Annotated in this window: 11 protein-coding genes; 9 read left to right on the top strand and 2 right to left on the bottom strand. The window is 57.0% G+C overall.

Features of this window, described 5'->3' with window-relative positions:
- Positions 1 to 163 precede the first annotated feature (163 nt).
- On the top strand, positions 164 to 1,639 hold the full coding sequence (locus tag D9N13_RS20095; protein ID WP_290593685.1) for an N-acyl amino acid synthase FeeM domain-containing protein: 1,476 nt from the start codon (positions 164 to 166) through the stop codon (positions 1,637 to 1,639).
- 72 nt (positions 1,640 to 1,711) lie between these two features.
- Here D9N13_RS20095 and fabV read toward each other — a convergent pair whose 3' ends face one another.
- Positions 1,712 to 2,893, bottom strand: coding sequence for an enoyl-ACP reductase FabV (gene fabV / locus D9N13_RS20090; RefSeq protein ID WP_290593683.1), 1,182 nt, complete (start codon positions 2,891 to 2,893; stop codon positions 1,712 to 1,714).
- Between the two features lie 231 nt (positions 2,894 to 3,124).
- Between fabV and D9N13_RS20085 the strand changes: the two genes are divergently transcribed.
- The 3 genes from D9N13_RS20085 to D9N13_RS20075 are packed head-to-tail and all read left to right on the top strand — an operon-like array spanning position 3,125 to position 6,175.
- Complete coding sequence (locus D9N13_RS20085) at positions 3,125 to 4,879, top strand: 2-oxoacid:acceptor oxidoreductase subunit alpha (protein ID WP_290593681.1); 1,755 nt, start codon at positions 3,125 to 3,127, stop codon at positions 4,877 to 4,879.
- Positions 4,857 to 5,663: a 2-oxoacid:ferredoxin oxidoreductase subunit beta gene (locus D9N13_RS20080; protein ID WP_290593679.1), complete on the top strand. Its 807-nt coding sequence runs from the start codon at positions 4,857 to 4,859 to the stop codon at positions 5,661 to 5,663. Before D9N13_RS20085 ends, D9N13_RS20080 begins: the two co-directional genes overlap by 23 nt.
- Positions 5,660 to 6,175 carry a ferritin-like domain-containing protein gene (locus D9N13_RS20075; RefSeq protein WP_290593677.1) on the top strand — a complete coding sequence of 172 codons (516 nt, stop codon included), beginning with the start codon at positions 5,660 to 5,662 and terminating at the stop codon, positions 6,173 to 6,175. Before D9N13_RS20080 ends, D9N13_RS20075 begins: the two co-directional genes overlap by 4 nt.
- A gap of 14 nt (positions 6,176 to 6,189) precedes the next feature.
- Here the strand turns inward: D9N13_RS20075 and D9N13_RS20070 are convergent, their stop codons facing one another.
- The gene (locus D9N13_RS20070) at positions 6,190 to 7,212 is read right to left on the bottom strand and encodes an AraC family transcriptional regulator (protein ID WP_290593675.1); all 1,023 of its coding nucleotides are present in this window, start codon (positions 7,210 to 7,212) and stop codon (positions 6,190 to 6,192) included.
- 207 nt (positions 7,213 to 7,419) lie between these two features.
- On the opposite strand from D9N13_RS20070, the gene D9N13_RS20065 reads away from it, so the two are divergent.
- The 5 genes from D9N13_RS20065 to D9N13_RS20045 all read left to right on the top strand — a co-directional run bounded on the left by D9N13_RS20065 (position 7,420) and on the right by D9N13_RS20045 (position 15,150).
- Positions 7,420 to 8,562 (top strand): acyl-CoA dehydrogenase family protein, encoded by a 1,143-nt coding sequence (locus tag D9N13_RS20065; protein ID WP_290593673.1) that lies wholly within the window; start codon positions 7,420 to 7,422, stop codon positions 8,560 to 8,562.
- Positions 8,563 to 8,669: 107 nt separating this feature from the next.
- Entirely contained in the window at positions 8,670 to 9,098 is a 429-nt protein-coding gene (locus D9N13_RS20060) for a hypothetical protein (protein ID WP_290593671.1), read from the top strand.
- A 68-nt stretch (positions 9,099 to 9,166) separates the two neighbouring features.
- Positions 9,167 to 10,576 carry a TolC family protein gene (locus D9N13_RS20055; protein WP_290593669.1) on the top strand — a complete coding sequence of 470 codons (1,410 nt, stop codon included), beginning with the start codon at positions 9,167 to 9,169 and terminating at the stop codon, positions 10,574 to 10,576.
- Positions 10,569 to 12,047 carry an efflux RND transporter periplasmic adaptor subunit gene (locus tag D9N13_RS20050; RefSeq protein ID WP_290593667.1) on the top strand — a complete coding sequence of 493 codons (1,479 nt, stop codon included), beginning with the start codon at positions 10,569 to 10,571 and terminating at the stop codon, positions 12,045 to 12,047. Before D9N13_RS20055 ends, D9N13_RS20050 begins: the two co-directional genes overlap by 8 nt.
- Entirely contained in the window at positions 12,040 to 15,150 is a 3,111-nt protein-coding gene (locus D9N13_RS20045) for an efflux RND transporter permease subunit (protein ID WP_290593665.1), read from the top strand. The genes D9N13_RS20050 and D9N13_RS20045 overlap by 8 nt, the downstream gene beginning before the upstream one ends.
- The last annotated feature ends 15 nt before the right edge of the window (positions 15,151 to 15,165 follow it).

Genomic DNA, 15,165 nt, shown 5'->3' with positions numbered 1-15,165 from the left:
TACATATCGTAGGCTGGGGTTTCGTTAGTTAACCAAATAATGTTTGGCAAACTATAAAAAAAGTGATTAGATTATAAACACCGTACGATGCGTGGCTTTGGGGAACAGTGCCCGCACCGTAGCGGACTTGTTATTTAATGCAACCTGAAAAGACGTAGCCTATATGGAAACCACTGTTAAGTTTTCATCTAGGGAAGGGCGCCGTATTGTTCGGCAACAATTGAATGGAAATCATGGGGTGGATGCGACTTGGGTGGCTGGGTCGGTCCGAGTTTCTGTAACTTTGCTGGATATTTCCAGTTTGGGGTTTGCAATCGAGTTGCCTGCGGAGCATGAGGCTCAGGTAAATGTTCGTGACCCGATCAAACTGATAGTCAGTCCATTGATGGACGTCAGTTACAACGTTCAGGGTTGGATCATCGATAAGCAACAAACCGGTGATACCATCAAACTGTCTGCGGTTATCGTGCATGATAATGCTGACGGACACCAACATCTGACACCGATTGAGTTGTCTTCGCAGGATACGATTCGGGGGCAGTTTCAGCATCCGTTTTTCTATCGGCAGAATTTTTATTTCAATGTCGAGAGCCTGTCTGCCCGGGGGTTTTATCTCACCGGGATCGATTTGGCCTGTGTCTTGTTCAGCGGCATGCGCATCACCTTACGGTTGGGTGTGTTTGACGGCGACAAAACCATCGACGGCTATGTCTCGGAGGTGTCATCCGATGAGCACAACGGGCAACGCTGCTTTGTCCGTTTTGAAGCGCTGACCAAGGCCGTGGAAAAACAATTGGCACAGTATTGTTTTCACTACCTGAAGAAAACACCACGGGAACTGAGGCGCTCGGGGTTGCGGTCCTATTTTGTCAAAGGTTTCGTGCAGTTCAAGTTTGTGGAAACCCAGCAGGAATATGAAGATGTGCTGGATCTGAGGCGGCGCAATTACGCGGCCGTCAGAAAAGTGGCTGCGGATGCGCCGCTAAAGAAGCTGTCTTATTTCTTTGATCGTTATAGCCGTATTCTGGTGGTTTACCACCAGGGCAGGGCAATTGGCACCGCCACGATTATTATAGGCAAGCGCGGCGAGCAACCCATGGAAGTGGAAGTGCTCATGCAGGAATCGGATTTCAGTCAGCTGCCACCATACGAGCAGACCTTCGAAGTGGCGGCACTGTGTCTGGATAAAGGCTACCGTGATACGGATATTCTGCACGGCATGTTCGAGCACATTTATACCTATGCCATGATGAACGGTCGCAACTACATTGTGATCAGCAGCGACAAATACCTGATGGATATGTACAAAACCGTCGGCTTTCAGGATACCGGCTTCAGCTTTGTGCAGCCCAAGTACCGTGATTTGAAGATGAGTGTCATGCTGATGGATGACTTCACCACCAAGTGGGGCAAGGGCATGAACCCTGTGACCTGGTGGGGCGTGTGGGGCAGTGTCAGTATGTATCTGTACAAGCACCGAATTATCCATTATTCATTGCCGGAAAAGATACGGGTTTATGGCAGCCGCTGGTTGTTTGGTATGACTCTGCGTTGGCGGGAGCTAAGTGCTCTTGCCAAAGAAAGAGTGGGCCAGCGGCACGCGGTTTATCACCATTGGAAGCGGGTGAACAGTCGTTGAAAAGCTGCAATAAAAAAGGCCGCGGTGATCAGCGGCCTTTTTTATTGCAGCGAAGAGAACGCCCGAGGCGAATCAATCCAGCAGATTATTCAGCGCTACGTTAGGGTCCACCTCCGCATCATAATCGACACCCTCCACATTGAAGCCAAACAATTGCATGAACTCGGTGCGAAAGCCGCGAAAATCACTGATGTCATTGAGGTTCTCCGTGGTGACCTGAGGCCATAACGCCGCCACTTCTTGTTGTACTTCCGGCGTCACCTCTTTTTCATCCACGCGATTACGGCCATCGCTGTCCCGCCGGGGCTGGGTGTTATACAGGCATTCATCGAACAGGCGATAGATCTGTTCGATGCAGCCTTCGTGGGTACCCTGTTCCTTCATGACGCGGAACAGCAGTGCCAGATACAGCGGCATCACGGGAATCGCAGCGCTGGACTGGGTAACGACGGCTTTCAAAACAGAAACCCGCGCATCAAAGCCCTTGTCGCGCAGGGCAGCGGCGGCCCGATCCAGGTCTTTCTTGGCAGCACCGATGGTGCCATCCCAATAAATGTCGCGGGTGATGTCTTCGCCCACATAGGTGTACGAGGTGGTTTTACAGCCGGCCGCCAGAACCCCTGCTTTATCCAAAGCCGCCATCCACATTTCCCAGTCTTCACCGCCCATCACGGCAACCGTATTGTCGATCTCGTCCTGGGTGGCAGGTTCCAGGGTGAATTGCTTGATGATTTCCTTGTCGGTATCCAGGCCGGTCTGGGTGACTGCCTTGCCGATGGGCTTCAAGGTGGATGAATACACCGCCCCGGTGTCCGGGTGCTGGCGGCGGGGGGAGGCCAGGCTGTATACCACCAGATCCACCTGCCCCAGATCCTGTTTGATCAGATCAATTGCCTTGGCTTTGATCGCGTGAGAAAAGGCATCGCCGTTTATATTCTTGGAGTACAGGCCCGCTTCATCGGCAGCCTGCTGGAATGCGGCGGCGTTATACCAGCCTGCGGAAGCGGTGCGCTTGCCGTATGCCGGTTTCTCGAAAAAAACGCCCACGGTGCTGGCGCCACCACCAAACGCGGCAGTGATGCGGGAAGCCAGTCCATAGCCGGTGGAGGCACCGATCACCAACACCCGTTTCGGGGCGTCGGCGATGTTGCCCTGTTGTTTAACAAATTCGATCTGCCTTTGCACATTGGCCGCGCAGCCTGTCGGGTGAGATGTGGTACAGATAAATCCTTTAACCCTGGGTGAAATGACCATTGTTGAACCCTTTTGTGTTGATACCCTTGTACTTTTCCCGGAGGGTGATGCCTTGGTTTGCAGCCATTCTAAAGGCGCGGCCTGGGGTTGGCCAGTTGCGGACGCAAAGGCCGGGGTAAATTTTATGTTTTCTTACAATTTGTCTGCCCTTGAGCCAGAGCAAGTTGTCTGCTGCTTGAAAGTGTTAAAGTGTTCCCTTCCTTTACCCACCACAGGAACGGTTGTTGCCGCATGAAAAATGTAACCATTGCCCTCACTGGTTCCGGGGGCACCGGCGTGGTCGCCCTGGGCGAAATGGTGTTGCAGGTTGCCGCCCGGCTTGGCTTGTACGGCATTTTGAGAAAAACCTTCGGCCCCCAGATACGCGGTGGCGAATCGGCAGCCATAGTGCGCCTGGGCCCCCGCCCACTGGCCAGCTTTGGTGAGACCATTGATCTGCTGCTGGTGCTGGACTGGACCAACTTCCAGCGTTTTGCCGATGAAATTCCGCTGACGGATACGACGTTGATCATTGAGGATACTGCGGCCGGTACCGCGCCGGCGGCGTTACAGAGTGCCACCAGGCTGGATTTCAGCGGTCTGGCCCGGCAACAGGGTTCCGCCCACAGCAACATTGCGGCGCTCGGCTACCTGGGCAGCTGGCTGGGCTGCGATGGCGGACAGATTGAGCGTGCGCTGGAGCAACGGCTCCAACACCACGGTGCGGATACCCTGGCGCTCATCCGTCGGGTTGCCCAGGCTGGAAGCCACCTGCATACGGTGTCGCCCCTTGCCCTGGCGGCACCCGCTGCCGTCACGGGGGGTGAGAGGGGCAAAGAGAGGGAGCAAGAGAGGGGCGAACGCTGGCTGGCCACCGGCAATCAACTGGCCGGGCTGGGCGCGCTGGAGGCCGGTATTCGTTTTGTGGCCGCCTATCCCATTACCCCGGCGTCCGATGCGCTGGAATGGATGGCGGGCAGAATTGAGCAGCAGGGTGGGCACCTGGTGCAGGCGGAGGATGAATTGGCTGCCATCAACATGGCCATCGGGGCGGGCTTTGGCGGCGTACCGGCGATGACGGCAACCTCCGGTCCGGGCCTGGCCTTGATGGCTGAGGCCATGGGGTTGGCGGTGGCCAGTGAAACGCCCCTGGTGATTCTGAACGTGATGCGGGGTGGCCCTTCCACCGGCATTCCCACCAAGAGTGAGCAAAGTGATTTTAACCTGGCGGTCTACGGCCTCCATGGCGATGCCCCCCATGTGGTGATGGCGGCCCTCACCATTGCGGACTGTCACCACACCCTGGGCTGGGCGGTGGCGGTAGCCAGTGAGCGCCAGACCCTGTCGATCGTGTTGTCGGATCAGTTTCTGGGGCAGTCCATGCAGATTTTGCCACCACTGGCGGAGGGGGCTTTCAAGGCGGAGCCGGTCAGCGCCTCCCTGCCGCCGGCAGAGGGCGGCGACTATTTCCGTTACCTCAATACCGACAACGGTGTCTCACCGGTGGCGCTGCCCGGGCAAGCCGGCGGCATGTACACCGCCGATGGCCTGGAGCATTCTGAACAGGCGCTGCCGTCGGCCAAGGCACAGGATCACCAAACCCAGTTGGACAAACGGCAGCGCAAACTGGAAAGCCTGGTGGATTCCCCCCATTGGGGGGAATGCTGCCGGCAACAGGGTGCAGAGCTGTTGATTCTGTGTTTCGGTTCGCTCTATCCCATTGCCCTGGAAGCCCAGCAGATACTGCTGGGTGAGTCGCTGCCGGTGAACGTGGTGGGTATAAGGTTGTTATCACCACCACCGCTTGCGCAGATCCGACAGTGCATGGATGAAGTAAAGCAAGTGGTGGTGATCGAGCAGAATCATCAAGGGCAGTTTGCCCGTTATTTGCGCTCATTCGGGCTGTCGTTTTGCAGTTATCATCGCCCCGGTCCGCGACTGTTTACGCCCGGGGAACTGGTGCGTCAGGTGAAGGAGATGCGTCATGCTGAAAGCCAGGCAATATAAATCCGGTGTCAAACCCATCTGGTGTCCGGGCTGCGGACATTACAGTGTGCTCAACGCCATCACCAAGGCGTTCGCTGCCCTCGAGCAGGCACCGGAAAACGCCGTGCTGGTGTCCGGTATCGGCTGCTCGTCCCGGTTGCCCGCCTATGTCAGCAGCTACGGTTTTCACGGTGTCCACGGCCGCGCGTTGCCGCTGGCGGCGGGGCTGAAAGTGGCACGTCCGGAGCTCAATGTGATGGCGCTGGGGGGCGATGGTGATGGCTTTTCCATCGGTGGCAACCACTTCCTGCATGCCTGTCGTCGCAATGTGGATATCGTGTACGTGGTCATGGATAACGAAGTCTACGGCATGACCAAAGGACAGGCGTCACCCACCACACCGGAGCATTGGGAACACAGCAAACTGACACCCCATGGCCCGGAAGTGCGTCCGTTCCAGCCCTGTGCCATCGCCTTGGCGGCCGGGGCCAGTTTCATCGCCCGCGGGCATTCCGGCGATCCCAATGGTTTGGCGCAGATCCTGTTTGAAGCCGTGCAGCATCCGGGGTTTGCATTTGTGCAGGTGCTGAGTCAGTGCGTGACCTTCTGCCCTGAGCAGGCGGCATGGAAGGAACGGGTGCACCAGGAAGACCATTGCACCCGGGATCCGGTGGCAGCAGCGCGCTTTCTACATGGGGATGATGGCTTTGGTAAAGGTATTTTCTACCGCAATCCGCGCCCGGTCTGGCCCTCGGTTCATGCAGCGGCCGCTGCGGCCGACCTGCGGGAGGGGTTCAGACTGTGACTACACTGTATGAAGATGAGGCGTTGTTTCTGGCCCACAGCGTGGCGCTGGAGCAGGAGGCAGCGCAGCGGTTGTATGAGCTGGCCAACACCATGGACGTGCACAACAACCGTGAATTGCAGGGTTTGCTGCTGGAGTTGGCCGCCTACAGCGAGCATCATGCCCTGGCGGTAGAGGCTCTGTGCCAGGGCAGAACCTTGCCCTCTCTGCGGGCCTGGGAATACAGCTGGCCCCAGGAGGAATCACCGGAAGTATTCCACTATGCCCGGGTGCATTACCTGATGACCGCGGAGCAGGCCCTGCAGGTGGCGTTGGAGGTGGAGCAGAACGCGCGGGGCTTTTATGAGGATGTGGCCAGGCGCAGTGGCAACCCGGCCCTGGCGGAATTGGCCAGCCGGTTTGCCGGAGAAGAGGCTGAACACGTGCAGGCGCTGCAGGCGCGCTTACAGGTGCTGCAGTCTGCCGCTGCTTTGGATAACACGGACTTTGATCCGCCTCATATGCCTGAGTAGAGCCTGTCTGCGCGTTATTGGGCATTGATTTTGCGTTTGTATTGCCCCGGGGACAGGCCGGTCCAATTTTTAAAAGCGCGCACAAACGAAGCCGTTTCTGTGTATCCGGTATGGCGTGCAACCTCCTTGATGGAGGCATTCTGGCTTAACCAGAAAATGGCTTTTTCCCGCCGCACGGTATCTTTCAGGGATTGAAACTGGGTGCCCTCGGCGGTGAGTTTGCGGCGCAGTGTGCGCGAGGTCATATGCAGTTGGGCGGCAACGTCCTCCACCGAGATGCGCTGCAGATTATCGCAGTGCTTTAACAGGTGGGTCACCCGTTCGGTAAGTTGTTCGGCAAACTGCAGTTTGCGGAACCAAACCAGGGGCACCTTGGCCAGATAGCGCCGCAGTTGAGCGTCGGTTCGTTGCACCGGGCGCTCCATCATATAAGTGGGCCACAGCAGAGCGTTTTCCGCTTGCTGGAACTGGGCCGGGCACGGGAACAGCAACGGGTATTCGGCCTGGTGTGCCGGTGCCGGCATGATCATATGCACCGCGTTCAGGGGGATCACCTCGGCGATCAACCAGGAAGGAAACCGGTGCCAGATCAACATCAGCAGCTCGGTCATGACAAAGTCCGGATCTTTCTCCGGCTCGGCCATGCGCAGCTGCAGACGGGTTTCATCCGCCGCTTCGCGCACATCAAACAGCACCGAACCGGTGACCAGCCGGTAAAAACGGCCGGTTTCCACCAACACATCCCGCAGGGTCGGGCAATGTATCAGGCGTTCTGCCAGCAACGTGAAAATGCCGAAGCGTGCCCGGGCCGCCGCCAGCCCCATAAACTCATCGTCACTGTCCACCATTACCCGGTGCAGCAGGCGCGCCAGTTGGTACGGGGCCAGTCGTGCCTGATCGTCCGCCAGCAGGGCGGGGGTCAGGGCGGCGTATTCCATCAGTGCTTGGCAATCCAGACCCAGGCTGCGGCCCCGTTGCAGGTAGGCGCGGGCGAAGTGAATGGAGACGGTATGATTGGTGTAATGGGGTTTGATCATCCCATCAAATGTCCGAAATAGGTAAATATTCAGGGTAATAATGCCCTAATAGGGGCTAAATTTCATCTAAAATGGGGTTGTTGGTCCGAATATGCTAATTAAATGACACGATCCATCATTGAGGCCCGGCCGAACCTGGTCCACACTGCTATACCCGATGCAGCCCAATCTGCAGCCTATCATTCACCCATTTTGGAAGAGGCCCCCATGAGCGCACAAAACGAAGAACTGGATCTGTTTCGTGACATGGTTTTGCGGTTCCTGGAACAGGAAATCGAACCCCATTTTGAAGAGTGGGAAAAGAACCACATGATGCCCCGTGAAGTCTGGAACACCATGGGTGCCGCCGGTTTGTTGCTGGTGGATATGCCGGAAGAATACGGTTCTGCCGGAGCCAGTTTTGACGTGGCCCAGATGATCATGTGGGAAATGTCCCGGCTGGGTTATGCCGGCCTGGCAACGGGCTATAACATTCACGCCAACATCTGCGCCCCCTATGTGAACAATATCGGCACCGAAGCCCAGAAAGCCCAGTGGTTGCCCAAGATGGTGACCGGTGAAGTGGTGACGGCGATTGCCATGACCGAACCCGGTGCCGGCAGTGATCTGGCCGCGCTGCGTACCACCGCAGTGAAAGACGGCGACGAGTACGTGCTGAACGGCTCCAAGGTTTTTATCACCAACGGCATTCACGCCGACATGGTGATCGTGTGCGCCAAAACCGACCCCAAAGCCGGAGCCAAAGGCATCTCCCTGTTCCTGGTGGACACCTCGTTGCCGGGCTTTTCCACCGGCAAAAAGATCGAAAAAATCGGCCAGCATTCCAGTGATACCGCGGAACTGTTCTTCAGTGATTTGCGTGTTCCCGCCGATGCACTGTTGGGCGAAGAAGGCAAAGGCTTTGTGTATCTGATGGAAGAGCTGCCCCGAGAGCGTTTGGGCTGTTCTACCCAGGCCGTGGGTGCTGCCCAGGGGGCTCTGGATCTGGCGGCGGCCTATGTGCAGGAACGTCAGGCCTTCGGCCAGCCCATTGCCAAGTTCCAGAACACCCGCTTTAAGCTGGCCGACGTGAAGACCGACATCGAACTGAACCTGGCGCTGTTGGAGAAAAACATTACCAAGTTCAAGGCCGGCAAGATGACGGTTGATGATGCGGCGGTGCTGAAGCTGGCCACCACCGAAATGCAACTGCGGGCGGTGAACGAATGCCTGCAGATGTTCGGTGGTTACGGCTATACCGTTGAGTATCCGATTTCCCGGTTTTACGTCGACGCCCGTATTCAGACTATCTATGCCGGATCTTCGGAAATCATGAAAGAGGTGATTTCCCGCGGTATCGTGGGGCGTTAATCCAAGCCGCTGATCCAAGTCAGGTTATCCTGCAGCCGGGCTTTCCAGAGGCTGCAGGATGCATTATTCTATGGGCTGGTTAGTATAATTTACGGTTGATATACCCAGTGCCCCATCGCTTTCCATCTGACAGGCTGTTCTCCAAGCTGGCGCAAACCCTCCTGCTGTTGCTCAGCATGATGGGGGCGTTGTTGGGTGCCTCGTCGGTAGCGGCCGCGCATTGTCACCAACCTTCCCCAGCGACCGATTACGTAACCGGTCAAATCCAGGCCCCCGCTGCCACACCCGCTCTGTTGCAGAGCCCGGTGGCATTGCTTGATAACAGCATTGGCGCTGCTGCCCCAGCGCTGGAGCCGGATTGTTGTCAACAGCGCTGCAGTTGCCCCATGGCCGCCTGTGGCGCAGGCCACGGGGCAGCGTCACCGGCACCAGTGTTGGCCTTCACCAGCGGTGGGGCGGAAGCCATCCCCACTGCATCCAATCTCTATACCCACCTCCACATTGCACTGTTGTTGAAACCGCCCATCGCGGCCTGACTCAGGATAAATCCGTCTGTCCGATGTTGTCTGTCGGGCTACTCGTATTAACTTGATTCGGGGCCGTTATGATACGTCCACAATTGAAACGCATTTCATGCTGGGTTTGTGCCGTTGGGCTGTGTGTTGGCAGTGCCGTGGTTGCTGAACCCCTATCCGATCAACCCGGGGCGACCGGCTCCCTGTCCCTTGAGCGAGCCATTGCACTGGCCCGACAACAGGATCCCTGGCTAGAGGGGAACCGTCATGCCGAGCAGGCGCTGAACGACCTGAGTGTGGCATCCGGTTCACTGCCGGATCCCAAGGTCAGTGTTGCCTTCGCCAATTTGCCCACCAATACCTGGGATTTCGATCAGGAACCCATGACCCAATTTAAAGTGGGGGTGACCCAGATGTTCCCCCGCGGTGACCAGTTGGCGCTGCAGCGCAAACAACTGCAGTTAAGCCGAGCCGGCAAGCCGTTTGAACGCGAGGAGCGGGAGGCGGAACTGAGGCGGCGGGTGAGCTGGTTATGGTTGGAAGCCTGGCGCACCCAAGAGTCCATCGCACTGATTAACCGCAACCGTTTCTTGTTTGAACAAATGCTGGAGATCACCCAAAGCAGTTATTCGTCAGCGGTGGGGCGTACCCGGCAGCAGGATGTGATCCGGGCCCAGTTGGAGTTGACCCGCTTGGAGGATCGCCTGACCCAGCTGCAGCAGCAACAGGATGCCAGTCTGGCGCAATTGAGTCAGTGGGTCGGTGATGTTGGGGAGGTGGGGGCGCAGTCCGATACGGGGCCGGCTTTCAGGGCGGCAAAACCGGCCTATGGATTGCCCCGCGCGTTGCCCCAGATCACCATGCTGGCTCCAGCACAGCTGCTGGAGCAACAACACAGTGACTGGCAACAGCTTGCCTCACGCTTTCTTGAGCATCCCTCTGTGCGCAAGCTGGAGCAGGATATTCTGGCCAGTCATGCCGAGGCAGACCTGGCCCGGCAACGCTATAAGCCGGAGTGGGGGGTGAATGCCAGTTATGGTTACCGTGACGACGATCCCATGGGCAATCAGCGTGCGGATTTTTTCTCCATCGGTGTCAGTTTTGATATGCCGCTGTTCACCGGTAATCGTCAGGATCGCCAGGTATCTGCAGCCGTGGCAAAGGTGGAAACAGAAAAAACCCGCAAGTGGTTGCGGCTGAAAACCATGTTGTCCGAGTTTGACGAGGCGCGGGCGCAATGGCAGCGGCTCAACGAGCGCCATGAATTGTATAAATCCCGCCTGCTGCCGCAAATGCATGAGCAGGCGGAAGCATCGCTCACCGCCTACACCAATGACAGTGGTGATTTTGCAGAGGTGATGCGGGCGCGGATCGCCGAACTCAATGCCGAAATCGATGCGCTTGCCATTGCGGCCCGGCGCCAGCAGTTGGTTGCGCAATTAAATTATTACTTCGCGGGCAGTGTTGCGGATCAAACAGGGGAATCTCACCATGAATAAATTGGCACTCAGTATAGCCTGGCTGGTTGGCGGCATCGCCGTGGGGGCATTGATGACCTGGCAATTGATGCCAAAATCCGGTGGCGGTGATATGGCCGCCAGCGATGAACAAAAACCCCTGTATTGGGTGGCGCCCATGGATCCGAATTACAAACGGGATCAGCCGGGCAAATCGCCGATGGGGATGGATTTGATCCCGGTGTATGCCGAAGACAGCAGCGCCGGTGATGCCGGGCCGGGCACCATCTCGATTTCACCGGAAGTGGTGAATAACCTGGGTGTGCGTACTCAACCGGCTGCCAGTGGTACTTTACACACCGAGATCAATACGGTGGGTTATGTGCAGTACAATCAGGATGCCCTGATTCACATTCATCCCCGGGTGCAGGGTTGGGTGGAGAAACTTCACGTGAAAGCCGAAGGTGATCCGGTTACCCGCGGGCAGCCGCTCTATGATCTGTACGCGCCGGAGTTGGTGAACGCCCAGGAAGAATATCTGTTGGCGCTGGATCGCAACAATCAACGCTTGATCAAGGCTGCTCATGACCGTCTCGAGGCGTTGCAGTTGTCCGCGGGCACCATTGCCGCGCTGCGCAAAAACGGGCGGGTCAGTCAAACCGTTACCATGTATTCCCCCCAGAGTGGGGTGGTGGATAATCTCAATATCCGTGAAGGCTTTTATGTGCAACCGGGCACCACCGTCATGTCCATTGGTTCACTGGATGAGGTTTGGGTGGAGGCCGATGTGTTTGAGCGCCAGGCCTCTCTGGTAAAAGTGGGTGCTACGGTCACCATGACCCTGGATTATCTGCCGGGGCGTGAGTGGAATGGCCGTGTGGACTATGTGTATCCGACCTTGGATGAAAAGACCCGAACCATCCAGGTGCGCATGCGTTTTGCCAATCCCCAGCGGGAACTGAAGCCGAACATGTTTGCCCAGGTTGTAATCCATGCCCGTGCCGACAGCAGCAATGTACTGATTCCGCGCGAAGCGCTGATCCGTACCGGAAAAACCGATCGGGTGGTGTTGGCATTGGGAGAAGGCCGTTTTAAATCGATTAACGTAACAGTCGGGCGCATGGGGGAAGATCGCGTGGAGATCCTGCAGGGCCTGGCGGCGGAGGAAACGGTGGTAACCTCTGCCCAATTCCTGCTGGATTCCGAATCCTCCAAGACTTCCGATTTCCAACGTATGCACCATGAAGACCAGAATCCTCCGGATCGCGAAGCACAGGTGATGGGGGTGATCAATGCCGTGGACCGGAGTAACCGGACACTGAATATCTCCCGCGAGGCCATCCCCAAGTGGAACAGAGAGCCTGCGACCCTGGATTTTGCCGTTGACGATAGCCTGGAAATGAGCTCCCTGCAGCCGGGAATGAATATTCATTTCACCTTTGTGATTACCGAAGACTGGGATTTTGTCGTCACGGAGCTGCATATCATGGAGGAGGCCATGAACCATGATTGAAGCCATTATTCGTTGGTCCGTTCACAACCGGTTTTTTGTGTTACTGGCCATGGTGATGATCCTGGGGGGAGGAGCCTATGCTCTCAAAAATACCCCGGTGGATGCCATCCCGGATTTGTCGGATGTGCAGGTCATCATTAAAACCAGCTATCCCGGGCAGGCACCGCAGGTGGTGGAAGATCAGGTAACCTACCCCCTGACCACCGCCATGCTGTCGGTGCCCGGCGCGGTTACCGTTCGGGGTTATTCCTTTTTCGGCGATTCCTACGTCTACGTTATTTTTGATGAAGAAACCGATCTGTACTGGGCCCGCAGCAGGGTATTGGAATACCTGAGTCAGGTGGCGGCAAATCTGCCGGAAAACGCCCGCCCGCAGTTGGGCCCGGATGCCACCGGTGTCGGTTGGGTCTACCTGTACGCCTTGGTGGATCGCAGTGGCAAGCACGATATCAGCCAGCTGCGCACCCTGCAGGATTGGTTCTTGAAATACGAATTGCAGACGGTGCCGGGGGTGTCGGAAGTGGCATCCGTGGGTGGCATGGTCAAGCAATACCAGGTCAAGGTAAACCCGGACAAGTTACGGGCGTTTGGCATTCCTTTATCCCACATACAACTGGCCATTCGACAGGGTAATCAGGAAGTGGGCGCCTCCGTGGTGGAGATGGCCGAAGCCGAATACATGGTGCGCGCCACCGGCTACATCCAGAATGCGGAGGATCTTGGTAACGTGCCCCTGGGGGTGAACCAGAATGGTACACCCTTGTTGTTGAAAGATGTGTCAGAGATTGCCATTGGTCCGCAAATGCGGCGGGGTATTGCGGAACTTAATGGGGAAGGGGAAACCGTCGGCGGTGTGGTGGTGATGCGCTTTGGTGAAAACGCGCAAAAGACTATTGCCGGTGTGAAAGCCAAGTTGGAACAACTGAAGCAGGGCTTACCTGACGGTGTGGAGTTGGTGCCGGTTTATGATCGCTCTGACCTGATCGAGCGCGCGGTGCGGAACCTGTGGCACAAGCTGGGCGAGGAACTGCTGATGGTGGCGCTGGTGTGTGTGGTGTTTCTGCTCCACGTGCGCTCATCCCTGGTGGCCATTGTCAGTTTGCCGGTGGGCATCCTGGTGGCGTTTATTGTGATGTACTGGCAGGGATTGAACGCCAATATCATGTCGCTGGGTGGTATCGCCATCGCCGTTGGCGCCATGATCGATGGCGCCATCGTGTTGATTGAAAACATGCACAAGCATATGGAACGCACGCCGCTCACACCGCAGAATCGCTGGCAGGTGGTGGCCGATTCCGCGGCCGAAGTGGGGCCGGCTTTGTTCTTCAGCCTGATGATCATCACGGTCAGTTTTATCCCGGTGTTTACCCTGGAGGCACAGGAAGGGCGCATGTTTTCGCCTCTGGCGTTTACCAAAACCTATGCCATGGCGGCCGCTGCCGCCCTGGCCATTACACTGGTCCCGGTGCTGATGGGGTACTTTATCCGGGGTAAGGTGATTGCTGAACAACGCAATCCGGTGAATCGCCTGTTGATTGCCCTGTACCGGCCGGTGATCGCCCTGTTGCTGCGCTTTCCGGTGACCACGTTGCTGTTTGCAGTGCTGATCACGCTGTTGGGCAGTATTCCGCTGAAGCAGATCGGCAGCGAATTTATGCCGCCGTTGGATGAAGGGGATCTGATGTATATGCCCACCACCTACCCGGGTATTTCCATCGGCAAGGCCCGGGAGTTGCTGCAGCAAACAGATAAGCTGATTCGCACAGTGCCGGAGGTGGAAAACGTGTTCGGTAAAGTGGGGCGCGCCGAAACCGCCACCGATCCCGCGCCGCTTACCATGATTGAAACCTTTATCCAACTTAAACCCAGGGACGAGTGGCGGCAAGGCTTAACCACCGAAGGCTTGAAGCAGGAACTGGATGCCCTGGTGAAGTTGCCCGGTGTTACCAATGCCTGGGTAATGCCCATAAAAACCCGCATTGATATGCTGGCCACCGGGATTAAAACGCCGGTGGGAATAAAAGTGGCGGGCCCGGACCTGGATATGATTCAACAAATCGGACAACAACTGGAATCCATTCTGGCGGAGGTACCCGGGACCGCTTCCGTCTACTCCGAACGGGTGGCCGGTGGGCGTTACATCAAGGTGGATATTCAGCGGGAAAAGGCCGCCCGCTATGGGCTGAACATAGCCCAGGTACAGCAGGTGGTGGCAACCGCCATCGGCGGCATGAATGTGGCGCAAACCGTGGAGGGGCTGGAACGTTACCCGATCAATTTGCGGTATCCGCAGGATTATCGTGACAGTCCGGAGCGGCTTGCCCTGCTGCCTATCGTCACACCCAGCGGTCAGGTGGTGTCATTGGGTGATGTGGCCCAGGTGTATATTGAACAGGGGCCGCCGGGTATTAAAAGTGAAAACGCCAGGTTGAACGGCTGGACTTTCATCGACATTGAAAACGTGGATGTGGGTGGCTATGTGGAGGAAGCCAGGGAAGTGGTGCAGGCGCAGCTGGACCTGCCGGCAGGTTACTCCGTCACTTGGGCTGGCCAGTATGAATACATGCAGAGAGCGAAAGCCAAATTGACCTACGTGGTGCCGTTGACCCTGATGCTGATCGTGGTGCTGTTGTACATGAATTTTCGCAGCTTTGCTGAAGTGTTTATCATCATTCTGACGCTGCCTCTGGCCATGGTGGGTGGGGTGACACTGATGTGGCTGGAGGGCTATAACTTTTCGGTGGCAACCGCAGTGGGCTTTATCGCCCTGGCCGGTGTGGCAGCTGAAACAGGCGTGATCATGTTGCAATACTTGAAGCAATCCTATCAGGAGCAGGCGGCAAAGGTGGGCGCGGCATTGAGCCGACAGCAGTTGAGCACGGCCATACTGGAGGGTGCCAGCTTGCGGGTACGGCCGGTGATGATGACTGCCATTGCCACCATTGTCGGGCTGGTGCCGGTGATGTATGGAACCGGCACCGGGTCGGAAGTCATGAGCCGAATTGCGGCACCGATGGTGGGGGGTATGGTGACGGCAGTGTTGCTGACCTTGATGGTACTGCCGGTTTTATACAGTTTGTGGCTGCGATGGCGCCCGGAGTAAAAAAAAGGCTGGCGT

This window comes from Ketobacter sp. GenoA1 (genome assembly GCF_003671475.1).
In the GTDB taxonomy this organism is placed as follows: domain Bacteria; phylum Pseudomonadota; class Gammaproteobacteria; order Pseudomonadales; family Ketobacteraceae; genus Ketobacter.
The sequence above is the reverse complement of the archived record's forward strand: the minus strand, read 5'-3'. Positions and strand labels throughout refer to the sequence as shown.